Origin of the sequence: Maribacter cobaltidurans, assembly GCF_002269385.1 — a bacterium.
Taxonomy (GTDB): Bacteria; Bacteroidota; Bacteroidia; order Flavobacteriales; family Flavobacteriaceae; genus Maribacter; species Maribacter cobaltidurans.
Genome location: NZ_CP022957.1, coordinates 1,550,809 through 1,563,174, shown reverse-complemented (window position 1 = coordinate 1,563,174; position 12,366 = coordinate 1,550,809). Strand labels below are relative to the sequence as shown.

Annotated in this window: 11 protein-coding genes; 8 read left to right on the top strand and 3 right to left on the bottom strand. The window is 42.9% G+C overall.

The genetic code is table 11. The features are described from left to right. Positions 1-118: 118 nt before the first annotated feature. Positions 119-349 (bottom strand): hypothetical protein, encoded by a 231-nt coding sequence (locus CJ263_RS06720; RefSeq protein ID WP_094996561.1) that lies wholly within the window; start codon positions 347-349, stop codon positions 119-121. Positions 350-510: 161 nt separating this feature from the next. Here CJ263_RS06720 and CJ263_RS06715 point away from each other — a divergent pair, with 161 nt between their 5' ends. Beyond that, positions 511-897, top strand: coding sequence for a plasmid mobilization relaxosome protein MobC (locus CJ263_RS06715; RefSeq protein ID WP_094996560.1), 387 nt, complete (start codon positions 511-513; stop codon positions 895-897). Further along, the gene (locus CJ263_RS06710) at positions 894-3,206 is read left to right on the top strand and encodes a relaxase/mobilization nuclease domain-containing protein (protein ID WP_094996559.1); all 2,313 of its coding nucleotides are present in this window, start codon (positions 894-896) and stop codon (positions 3,204-3,206) included. Before CJ263_RS06715 ends, CJ263_RS06710 begins: the two co-directional genes overlap by 4 nt. Positions 3,207-3,403: 197 nt before the next feature. On the opposite strand, the gene CJ263_RS06705 is transcribed toward CJ263_RS06710, so the two are convergent. Beyond that, a complete protein-coding gene (locus CJ263_RS06705; protein ID WP_094996558.1) occupies positions 3,404-4,720 on the bottom strand; it encodes a tyrosine-type recombinase/integrase in 1,317 nt (438 codons plus the stop codon). Positions 4,721-5,486: 766 nt separating this feature from the next. On the opposite strand from CJ263_RS06705, the gene CJ263_RS06695 reads away from it, so the two are divergent. The 6 genes from CJ263_RS06695 to CJ263_RS06670 all read left to right on the top strand — a co-directional run bounded on the left by CJ263_RS06695 (position 5,487) and on the right by CJ263_RS06670 (position 9,855). Continuing rightward, positions 5,487-5,756, top strand: coding sequence for a helix-turn-helix domain-containing protein (locus tag CJ263_RS06695; protein WP_094999142.1), 270 nt, complete (start codon positions 5,487-5,489; stop codon positions 5,754-5,756). 75 nt (positions 5,757-5,831) lie between these two features. Beyond that, entirely contained in the window at positions 5,832-7,037 is a 1,206-nt protein-coding gene (locus CJ263_RS06690; protein WP_094996556.1) for a primase-helicase family protein, read from the top strand. A gap of 208 nt (positions 7,038-7,245) precedes the next feature. Beyond that, the gene (locus CJ263_RS06685) at positions 7,246-8,202 is read left to right on the top strand and encodes a toprim domain-containing protein (protein ID WP_094996555.1); all 957 of its coding nucleotides are present in this window, start codon (positions 7,246-7,248) and stop codon (positions 8,200-8,202) included. After that, on the top strand, positions 8,199-8,504 hold the full coding sequence (mbpA, locus tag CJ263_RS06680) for a mobilization protein MbpA (protein WP_094996554.1): 306 nt from the start codon (positions 8,199-8,201) through the stop codon (positions 8,502-8,504). Before CJ263_RS06685 ends, mbpA begins: the two co-directional genes overlap by 4 nt. Then, positions 8,501-9,370 (top strand): relaxase/mobilization nuclease domain-containing protein, encoded by an 870-nt coding sequence (locus tag CJ263_RS06675; protein ID WP_094996553.1) that lies wholly within the window; start codon positions 8,501-8,503, stop codon positions 9,368-9,370. Before mbpA ends, CJ263_RS06675 begins: the two co-directional genes overlap by 4 nt. 11 nt (positions 9,371-9,381) lie before the next feature. Further along, on the top strand, positions 9,382-9,855 hold the full coding sequence (locus tag CJ263_RS06670) for a DUF6730 family protein (RefSeq protein WP_094996552.1): 474 nt from the start codon (positions 9,382-9,384) through the stop codon (positions 9,853-9,855). 241 nt (positions 9,856-10,096) lie between these two features. Here CJ263_RS06670 and CJ263_RS06665 read toward each other — a convergent pair whose 3' ends face one another. After that, positions 10,097-12,355, bottom strand: a complete 2,259-nt coding sequence (locus CJ263_RS06665; RefSeq protein ID WP_094996551.1) for a xanthine dehydrogenase family protein molybdopterin-binding subunit — start codon at positions 12,353-12,355, stop codon at positions 10,097-10,099. Between the last annotated feature and the right edge of the window lie 11 nt (positions 12,356-12,366).

The window sequence follows — 12,366 nt, the reverse complement described above, 5'->3', positions numbered from 1 at the left end:
AATCTTGAGATTACCCAAAGATACCCAGTAAAGAAATTATCCGAGGATGCTATTCACAATTTAACTTTTGCACCCAATCGTATGTTCTCCAAGCCGTTGCGGAAGTCGCACAAACCCTCTACTCCAATCCTCCCGAGCAGGCGACCTTTGGCCGCCCGCTTTCGGTCGTCTTTCCGTTCCAGTTTTGCCCGACACCCTCGCGGCCGCGCAAAAGAACAAGCGGCGAAAAAGTCGCTTGCCCTTTTCTCCCCCTACCCACAAAAAGCCTGAACATTTCCGTATTTCCTTCCATTTTTTCAATGTCATATCGAACCAGATAAATTTCGTAATTGTACCCATTTGAGCCCATATGGTCTTATCTGATTTTACGAGTTAAATAATTGATTATAAGTTAGTTGTATTCATATTTCATTGATTATATTTATCCGTGAAACGGATAGCGAGGTGCATTCTGAGTAACTCAGAATTGTCTACTTCTTGCGAAGTGTTTTGCCTTGAAAAGCAATAAAAATGAAAGAACGGAAAAGAGGTCGAAAACGATTGGGGAACAAGAAGCGGTACCATAACATCATGCTGCGGTTCAACGATTCGGAATATGAAAAATTGAGGCAACTATGCCAATCCTATAATCTGGATATTTCGCAAAGGGGAACGATAAGTCCGCTTTTAAGAAGATTGGTTTTGCAAAGCGAATCCGGAGAAAAGGATATGCTCCCGGACACCTCGAACCTTGCCTACCATCTCAATAAAATTGGTAACAATATTAACCAACTGGTAAAGATTGCGCACCATAAAAATCTGAGAAGTCCGAACAGTAGTTTGCAAAACGAGATACAAAGAACAAACGAATTGCTTTACTCACTTATCAAAATTGCGACAGAAGAAAAACCAGCATGATAGCGAAGATCATTTACGGCCAAACCTGTACGGGAACGTTGAACTATGTCCTCGGCAAGGAAGGTGTGCAAGTACTCGGTTACGGCAATACGTTTTCCCAAAGTATTTCGCCAAAGTTTTTCGGGAGCGTGCTGTATTTTCAGGGACAGCGCAACGCCACCAAGAACCGCTATGCCCATATCTGCCTGAACCTTCCGCACGGGGAACATTTGGATGACAGGACCTTTTATAAAATTTCCGAGGAATATATGGAGAATATGGGCTTTGGACACCAGCCTTATATTGTCGTACGGCACAAGGATACCAAACACGAACACGTCCATATCGTAACCACTATCGTAAAAGAAGATGGAAAAGTCCTGCCTATTTACAATAGCCATAGAAGGAGCATGGCGACACGGCAACAGCTCGAAAAGAAATACTGCCTGACACCAGCTCCAACAATGAGACGAAAGGAACAGCTGCCGATACACAGATTGCCGAAACTAAAAGTAGGTGCGGATGCAAACCAAGGAACCCGATATTATTTACGGGATGTGCTCAACACCATCAATCAAAGATATAAGGTATGTAGTTTCGAGGAACTCGCGAGATTGGTCAAACCCTATCATATCGAAGTAAAGACCAGGGAAAACAAATCGGGACGGATAGGGGTAAAATATGGACTGGACAACCAAAAGGGCTATCGAACGAGTTTCATCAACGGCTCCGAGGTGCACCGTAACCTGAGCGGCCCGAAACTGCAAAAGGTATTCGATATCCATTCCAAGTCGAAGCTGTTGCCGATACACCGCAAACGCCTTTTGAAACAGATAGGGACAACTTACGACCTTTTCCAAACTATACATCCGTATGATCTGGAAGAAGTTGCCAAAGAATATCAAAATATCGATATCAAACTAGATAAGAACGAAAATCTCATCGAAGGATATACCGTATATGATAAATCGATGTACGTTTTCAGGGCAAGGGAACTTTCCCAAAAAATTCGAATGCAAAACCGTTTGGATATTTTCGGTAACGGCAACGAACCCACGCAAATCGATACCGAGAGCAAACAGTTCAAATTGGAAGTCCAAAAAACGATAAGGGAAGCATTGACAACATCCTACCTACAATCCCCGAAACGGGGAGGACTGCTATCGGAACATATCGCGACCAGGAATTTTGGCGATATCGTTCCGAACTTAAATACTTCGGAAAAATTTCGCTTTTTGGAAAGTTATGTACCCGAAACAAAAAAAGGGAAATTCAGGAAATCGTTACACGATACCTTTACATTGGTCAGAGCTAGATTGTATGAACTTGAGACCAAGAAAGAGAAGGCCGCCCTGCAGAACAAATTCAATCTCATAGGTAAGGTATTGAAAAATAAAATCTTCAACGTCGGCACGGAGCAGGGAAGCGTTCGTCTTTTGTTCCAAGCATTGGGTGTGAAGTATCATAATGACCGATTGTCCTTTACCAATTCGAACAAGCATGCCGTGCCTGTGAAGTTGGGTAAATTATCTTTTCCAAAGGAAATGGAAAACTATGTGTCTTCAGGCTTCGTGCGTCAAAACCATTTGATGTTGGAAATGTTGTCCGAACAGTCGTCCGAAAGGGGTCCGAAGTTGACGGCGGCCGGAATGTTCTTGCCGATGATATTCCCCAAGCTCTATAAACGAATGAACCCGGAATATAAAACGCGGTACGAAAACTTGGCATTAAGTGCATATATAAAACATGCCGAACGTAGGCATGCCCCTTTCGAAAAATCGGCAAAGGACTATATCGCCCTTTTCAATGCCAAGGGGTTCTATTTTGTAAAAGGGGAAGAGGGGCTGAGGGTCAAGTCGATTTATACAGGTAACGAATCGAGTCATACACTCTCTAGAAGAACAAGCCTTTATTTGAGTTCAATTCCCAATTTGACCGAAACATTAAAAGAACAGCAACCCGTTATCAATAACTTGGTTGAAGATAGGAGGAACAGGCTCGAAAACCTGTGGTCAGGACATCTAATAGAAAGAGGTGTGTACGATAAAGTGGCCTTTATGTTAACGGCCGAAAAAGTCTACCCGAACTTACATCGTGAGATGGTACAGCACCATATGGATAATGGTCTTCGTCAAAGTATAATCATCGCTTCCGAAAGGCAATCCAGTATCCAGCAAAATCAGGTACTGCGCAAAGGTGCCTATGCTATCAGTTCAATATTGGGCGGTAGTAGTACAAACACCGAAGAGATGTACAATGGGTTCAAGGACGAGTTTACTGATTTTGCAAAAAACAAGAGGAAAAGTAGGGGTATGGGGCTTCCGTGGTAAATTTAAGAGAATTGCCTTCGGTTAATGATTTTGCGCCCTGACGGGCGCTTTTTTGTGGATAGGGAGAAGAAAGAAAAGAATCTATTTGCTAGGACAAATAGAAAACCAAAAACCGCTTTCTGCTCATTTGGATAATCCCGAGACCAACCCCGGACATAACTAAGTTTATGGTAGTTATAATTGAACTAGTCTACTTCCTATGATGATGTGATTTTGGCATTTATTTCGTCCAGTATTTTCTCTGAAACGCTTTTTCCATAATGCTTTTCTGTTACCTGAACACTAGAATGCCCAAGTCCCGATGAAATTTTGCGGATGTCGATACCCATATCCAAGCCGATGTTTGTCCAAGTATCCCTCAATGTATAAGTAGTTATCTTTTTTTCAATCCCTGCCAATTTCGCAATTCTTTTAGCGTACTTATTGAATGTCTTGACCTTTCCATTGTTTACCATATGTAATCTTTCAGGCGTAGTACTCTCTGGAATTATAGGAAACAGGTACTCATCATCATTTTGGCCGTTCAGATAATATCCTATTATTTTAAGGGATTCTTCATTTTGTAGAACGCTAAAGTAATCTCCTTCATAAATAGTCTTTTTACGGAAATATTTGATGCGATTGTCGTTGAATTGAAAACGTTTTAAAATGGCCATGTCAAAATGGTTCATGCCCATATTGTTGAACATGAACAATAAAAAATTACGGGTATCCCATATCGGAGTGCGAGCTTCTAATTCTAACTTTCTGATAGCGTTTATATCTTCTAAACTAAGAGGGGCAGGTGCATTCTCATGGCTTTGTTTTTTAATACTCGACAATGGCTTATGGTCTTTTAGGTCTTGATATGTTTTTCCTGCATCGTTCATGATGGCCTGTAAGCTTCTAAGGTGTATAGCGGGCGTATTTTTTGATTTATAGCGGTTGCTCATGTATGCCTTAAAATCTTTTGAAAAGGCGTAGTCCATTGCTTTGATTTCCATATCCAAATCTTTGTAATCATCGAGCACTTTTAATTTGCCGTCTTTTAATTCGAAAAGTGTTTTGATTAAAACCGTATCATCCTCCCCTTTTAGACTTTTGCGGAATTTAATCAAGGCTTTCAGAGCGTCTTCGTAAGAACTTGCCGTGGAAAAACGTTCTTCAAGTCGCAGTCGATTTAGATATACCGCACCATGGTTGAGTATGGAATTAGATGGGGACTTCTTGAAGAATATTCGCTCGATTTCAGATTTCAATTTTTTTATCTCCCAATTCTTTATTTCGCCTGCATGCTCATCCATCCATAAATCTACATCCGAATAAATCTTACGGGTGCGCTTGGTATGTCTTGTAGCGTTCATAATTCCAGTAATCTTTCCGGTTGAAAAATCATACTGTTTTTCCTTCAAATGTAAATTGAAAGGAATATCTCGGGTTTTTCTGGCGTGCCCTACGCGCAATACCAAAGGAAATTTTTTATCTTTAGTTCTGTGATCTGCCCGTTTATCAAAGGCTATCTTGATTGTGGCCATAATTATTAGCTTAAAAAAGTGGCGTGCTTTTGGCGTGCTTTTTTTGATTTTAAATGGTTTGTAGTGATATTAAAGATAAGTAAAATCCCAGTAAAATGGGCATTTCAAGACATATAAAACCATATGGGACCATAAGTGAACCGACTGTTAATCAGAGGGTCCTTGGTTCGAGCCCAAGAGGAGGAGCTAGCAATAGCAAGGCTTCAGAGAGTTTTCACTCCTGGAGCCTTTTTTATTTGCACATAATTTGCACATAATCCATTTTAATTCTTGTATAGTTTTAATTGGTACTATTTGGATGTATTTGAAACCAAATCAGTACGAGATACGGATTTCTCATCAAAATTTAAATGTTTTACGATTTTTCATTGCACTGTAAAGCTTTCGATTTTCAAAACTTCTGGAAGATAATCCCTGCCGATTATAAGATTTTGAAGCTCTAGAATAAACTGGTTTGAATCTTTTCAAATAAGGCCCTATTTTCTTAATCCTCAATTTCAATTGTTGATAACTCCAAAATCCATCCATTTTTAGAAAAACGCAAATGGTAGCATTTGTATCGTTTTGAAACCAACTATTATTCACCAAATGATATTTGGTTTCATTTATACCGATTTGGTACAAGTCATTGTTTATCAAATATTTGTGGATAAAACTAGTCAATCAGCCTTACCTTTTCCCCTCCTTCTTTTTACCTTTATACCAGGAATTCTCTAAAAGAAAACAAAAGCGCTTTTGTTCATTTTTTAATCTAAAAAGAAACAAAATGGACAATTTTTTGATACTCGAACGGCTCGACCGTTTGGAAAGGCTGTTGATTGCCAATAAAGAGGTACTGACCTTTGAGGAAACCTGTGACTATACGGGAATATCCAGAAGCTATCTGTACAAACTGACGGCTGCGGGGCATATCCCGCACTCCAAGCCCAACGGGAAACTGATCTTTTTCGAAAGGAAGAAGATCGTCGATTGGCTGCTCCAGAACGAACGCAGACCCGTTCCCGAGACCGGAACTATAGCGGAACCAATTCGTTAGGTAATACGAATCCTGGATTTTTGTCGATTCACAATATGCCTCTGGAATCACCATTGGCCTCTAAAACCTTATCATATGAAATCAATTCCCTATTTAAGGGTGGGCACCTCGTACTACAAACGGGTACAGGCACCGACTATCGCCGGGCATTTCAACGAGATCCTGGTGCACTGGAACATCGAGACCATCCGCCAGGACCATGGGAAGGATTATTTGAGCAAGGTGCCCAAGTACGATGGCTTCACCTGTATCCCGAGCCACATCGGTTTCAAACAGGAATATAAGGGCTTCTACAATACCTATTCCCCGTTACCGGCAATCCCCAAAGAAGGGGAATACCAAACCTCATTGGGATTTGTCGAACACATATTCGGGAAGCACTATGAAATGGGGTTGGACTACCTGCAATTACTGTATACAAAACCGGTCCAGGTGCTGCCCATTCTATGCCTGGTCTCCAAGGAACGTTCCACGGGAAAGAGCACTTTCCTCAAGTGGCTGAAGGCCATCTTCGACAACAACCTGACCTATCTGACCAATGACAGTTTCAGCAGCCAGTTCAACGCGGATTGGGCTAACAAGCTGCTCATCTGTATCGACGAGGTACTGTTCAACAAGGAAGAGCTTACCGAGCGCATCAAGTACCTGAGCACTACCAATATCAACAAATTGGAGGCCAAGGGAAAGGACAAGCGGGAAGTGGAGTTCTTCGGGAAGTTCGTTCTCTGTAGCAACAACGAGGACAACTTTATCAAGATAGATGGGAACGAGACCCGGTTTTGGGTACTGAAGATACCAACGCTCAAAAAAGAGAAAACGGATTTCCTCCAACAACTGGTATCCGAAATACCAGCTTTCCTATACTATCTGCAAAAACGAAGATTATCGTCCGGGCATACCACCAGAATGTGGTTTGCCCCAAAACAGATTAGAACTGCGGCGCTAATAAAGTTGGTACAGAACAATCGGAATCGGGTGGAGAAGGAACTGGCCAGTATCCTGTTCAGTGTCATGGAAAAGTTCGATACCGAGAAAATACATCTCTGTCCAATCGATGCGCTGCACCTGCTGAACAAGACACGTGTCAAGACCGACCTGACCCAATTGCGGAAATTGCTGAAGAACGATTGGAAACTCGTCAACCAGGACAACTCCAACAAATACCAAAAAGTGACCATTTGGAGCGATGGAGATATCCACATGACCGATGCCAAGGGAAGATACTTTACGGTGGAAAAGGACTTTTTGACCAAAAATTTTGATGATACGATGACGGAATAGCACGGGGCCAATGTTCATGGGGTCCGAGGCTGTCATCATTCTGTCATCATTCTGTCATCAAAAAAAATAATGATGACGGAAAACACTTTGAAAAAATGAAGAACGATGACGTGATGACAAAACGATGACAGGGAAAACCTAATACCGTAGGGGCCTTAGAAGGTGTTGTCATCATATCATCAAAAAAACAGGTAAAACCATTCGGCTTATGAAAAAAGAAAGAACAAACAAGTTAACGTGCGAAAGAGCCCGGGCTTTTCCCATCGAAAAAGCGCTGGCAAAACTCGGGCACTTTCCGACCAGATCGACCGAAAAAGAAGCTTGGTTCCTGAGCCCGTTCCGCTCGGAGACCCAAGCCTCTTTCAAGGTGTCCAGGAAACTCAATAGATGGTATGACCATGGGGCGGGACAAGGCGGTAATGTAATCGACCTAATATGCCAAATCAATAATTCTTCCGTTAGCGAAACCTTAAGGTTCTTGGAGCAGGGCCAGACCTCTTTCTCTTTTCAACGGCAGCCTCCAGTTGGAACCCAAAAGGATACAGGGCTAGAAATTCTGCATGCACGTCCTATTCGGCATTACGGGTTGTTAAACTATCTATTTGAACGGAAAATTTCCATTTCTACGGCATCGACCATATGTAGGGAGGTCCATTATCTTCATAAGGGACGACGATACTTCGCCATAGGATTGAAGAACGATTCCGGTGGATGGGAACTACGGAACAAATATTACAAGAATTCCAGCTCCCCGAAGGATATCACCCACATCAAAAATGGAAACCGAAAACTCATCGTTACCGAAGGGATGTTCGACCTATTATCCATTTTGGAATTTAATAAAGAAGTAGAAACCGAATACGATTTTTTGGTCCTGAACTCTACGGCATTGGTCAAAAAAGCGATTAAGCCAATGGATAATTACGACCGAATCGACTTCTATCTGGACAATGATGCAACTGGTAAAGCAACGACCCAAAACTTGCTGGCCCATTCCAATAACTGTTTGGACAAATCAAGTTTATACGAGGGGTATAAGGACATGAACGAATGGTTGATTTTTAATGCTAAAAATGGATTTGGTCAGGAAGCGCAAGATGTGTTTTTGTTGCCACAAAAACGATCTTGCTTTGCTCCCGATGGTCGCAAAGTAAAAAAGAAATGAAGAGGACCTACATCAAGTTCCGGTGCTCCATCTACGAGAAGAAGCTGCTCAAGAAAAGGGCGGAACGGGCCGGTATTTCCCTCTCCGAATATTGCCGCAGTTCGGCTTTCGGGAATTCGGTCATCGAGCGTTTGACCGAAGAACAATTGGCCCACTATAGAATGCTGGTGAAGTACAAGGGAAATTTTACCCGCATCGGTAATATGTTCAGGAAGCACAATCCGAAACTGGCCAGTGAAGTCGAGACCTTGGCAGCGGAAATAAGAAAGCACCTCCATAATTTTAAAAGGACCAAGAAATGATAGGAAAAGGGACATCCATAGCGCACACCGGGACAAGTATCGATTACGGTTGGAACCAGGAGAAGGGTGCCGAGGTGGTCCTTAGTCAACACCTGGCAGGGGAAAACCCCAAAGATATCACCGAAGAGTTCAGGCTGGTCCAGGAGGAGAACACGCGTTGCCAAAAGAACACCCTCAGTTTTATCCTTAGCCCGACCCGGAAGGACGGTAGGAATTTGACCAAAGCACAACTAAGGGAAATGACCCAACGGTTCATAAAAGAAATGCAGCTGAAGGAACGACAGGCCATCGCCTTCGTGCACAGGGACAAGGCACATACCCACGTCCATTTATATGTGAACAGGATAGGGTTCGATGGCAAGGCCTATAACGACAGCTTTATCGGAAAGCGCAGCCAACTGGCGGCGGAGAACGTTGCCAAGGAAATGGGGCTCACTACGGTCAAGGAGGTACAACTGGAAAAGGAACTGGATTCCATAAAGGTCCGGATGGAAATAAAGGACATCCATCATAAAGTAATGGAAAGCGATAGACCAAAAACATTGGACTCCTACATCAAGGCCATGCAGGAAAGGAACGTGGAAGTCATCCCGACAATAAACCGGGCCAACAAGTTACAGGGATTCCGGTTCCAATATGAAGGCCATAATTTCAAGGCAAGCGAGGTACACCGTTCCATGTCCGGGGGAAGGATAATGGCACAGCTTTCCCGGAACAAAGGTGTAACCAAACCAAAGGAAATCGGCAAATCGGTCCAGCTGTTAGGGAAAACGGTGGAACTGGGTACCAACCTCGCAACGGGCATCGCCAAGAACATCATCAAGAAAACCATCAAAAAGGCCATCGACACGGGAATTGGAATTTAAAACCGAAAATTATGGGATATAAAAAATTGGACGAGGTAATGGAACTGCTCACCGACGAGTTGGACGGGTTCAACAGGTCTCTGGAAAAGCTGGAGAAACTGACCAAGAATGCGGACCATATCAAAATCAGGCCGGACACCTCGGAAATCGAACGATTGCTCCGAGAGCATCTGAATTCCGAGAAAGCGAATAATTCAAAGCTTGATGAATACGTTCGAGGAATTACCGAGCAGATTTCAAGTGCAAGATTGGTTCCGAAGGTACAGTTGTGGGTTCATTACTCGATTTGGTTCATATCCTTGGTTATCATAGGTTATCTGATTTTCAAAGTTTCTGGCATAACCTCTGTTCAAGAAAAGGCTTTTGCGAAGGGAGAGCAAGAAGTAATTTCAAATCTAAAAGGATATTTTGACCAAAACCCTAAGCATTATCAGTCGTATAAAAAATGGATAAAAGAAAAAGATAGCGTTCCAAATCAAAAGTAGTGTGCGCCCTATGGAATTTTTGCTTAACGCTTATCTGCCGGAACACTACAAAAATTCCACAGGATCCAGGCGCAAAGTTTGGGTAAGGATTTGGGACGATATGTGCAAAAAGATCAGTTTTTGATTGTCCAAAAAATTGTTCAATTCTTAAGACCATCTTTCAAAAAATGAATCCGGCAATAAATGAACGTTTGTATATAGCTGTTTATTAAAGGCCAACCGTTAAGTTAGGTATAATCGGTTATCCTACTATTTGATTTCCAGTAACAAAAGGTTGTTCATAATGCCTTTGGCCCGTTGCTTTGTACAAAGCATTGGCCACCGCTCCAAAAACAGGGGGAAATGGCGGTTCTCCCATACCTGTGGGGTCTATTTCATTCTGTACAAAATGTACGTCGATTTCCTTTGGCGCTTCGTTCATGCGAATCATTTGATATTGGTGGAAATTGTTTTTCTGTGGCACCCCATCCTGAAAGGTCAATTCCCCATAAAAGGCGTTACCAATACCATCTGTAATGGCCCCCTCTGCCATGTTTGTTGCTGCATCGGGATTTACCACCACTCCACAATCAATGGCACAAACTACTTTTTCAACTACGGGTTTACCGTTCTCCATCTTTAAATCCAGTACATGCGCCGCATAGGAGTTATGGCAAAAATAGGCCGATACACCTCGATGTTTTGTTGAATCATTTTCTTTCCAAGCCGATTTTTCACGAACCAATTCCAGGACTCCGGCGTACCTATCGGCATCATAATCATTCCGTTCGCCTACAGGATTTTCCTTGGCGCGTTTTAGCAGGTCCAAGCGAAATTGAATGGCGTCCTTGCCCATGGTTTCAGCAACTTCATCCAAGAACGCTTGTTCGGCACCGGCCATAAAATTAGATCGTGGAGCTCTAAAGGCACCTATGGAAATGTTGGAATCAATGGTCCACTCTTCTGCCATATAATTATCAATGGCCCCTGCCGGAAAACGATTGGCGAACAATGGACTCTCCGGCACCCCGCCTGCTTTAACATGTAATGCCGTTAAATTATTGTTTTCATCAAAAGCCGCGCGATAGGTTGCGTGATAGGTTGGGCGATAAATACCATTGGTCATATCGTCTTCACGGCTATATACTAACTTTATAGGGGCATTGACTTTTTGTGAAATCAGGGCCGCTTCCACTACAAAGTGGGCATAGGCCTTGCGTCCAAAACCACCGCCCATTCTTGGAAGGTCCATCTCAATATTCTCTTTCGGTATTCCCAGACTACTAGCAATGGTAGGGATGATCAAAGACGGAATCTGTATTGGTGCTGCAATTTTCGCCTTTTCGCCTGCTACATGGGCAAAAGCATTCAAGGGCTCCATGTTATTATGAGCAAGAAAAGGCGCCGAGTAACTTCTTTCCAAAATTGTTGTTGCATTTTTGAAGGCTACTTCTGGATTTTCATCTTTTCGGACAACTTTTCCCGGTTTTGCAGCAAGTGCTTCCATTTGTGATTTATGGATCTTGGTAGATTCTAGTCCTGCGGGTATGTTAATCGTTTGTTTTCCACCAAACCCAGCGATTATTTCCGAATAGGCGGTAATGGGTTGCCATTCAACTTTTAATTTCTTTTTAGCTTGCATCACCTCCCAAGTAGTGTTGCCCACTATCGCAACCAATTCAGGAAAAGCGTTGGTGTCGAAACCGCCTTTTTCATATCCGTCCTTAAAACTCTTGATCGTAACCACATCCTTGATTCCAGGCATGGCTTTGGCCGCTTCACCATCCACTGATTTGAAGGTCAAACCAAAAGCTGGTGGATGTTCGATCATGGCGATCAACATTCCTTCCTCTTGAATATCCATGCCAAATAAAGGCCTACCGGTTACAATGCTTTTTGCATCTACATTTTTTTGCGAACGGCTGATCAGTTTAAAATCCTTTACCTCTTTTAGTTGTACTTCTTCGGGTACGGTAAGTGTTGCTGCAACTGAAGCCATTTCTCCGTACCCGGCCGATTTTTTGGTGGCTGCATGTTGTAATACTCCTGCTTCTGCGGTAATCTCTTCCTTGGGTACCTGCCAGGTTTCTGCCGCCGCCGCTATCAACATCTGCCTTGCGGTTGCTCCGGCCATTCTAAGCGGCTCCCATCGGGCACTTATTCCCCTACTGCCCCCCGTAAATTGAAATCCATATTTGTCTGCATGATAGGGCGCCTGTTCAACCAGTACATTTTTCCAATCTACATCTAACTCTTCTGCTACCAACATGGGCATGGATGTCCTGATATTCTGACCGAATTCCGGATTGGGCGTATAAATGGTCACAACCCCGTTATCACCTATTTTCAGATACGAATTCATCTCGAACCATTCTTTGGGCATTTCCCTGACAGCCATCTCTTTTGCCTGCTCAGATTTGCAGGAGTTTAAAATACTAAAGCCAAGTACCAAACCGCCACTTGCCAAACTTGTATTCTTGATAAAGGCCCTACGTCCCATATGCGTCTTTAGCTTTGTCATCTCCTAATTTT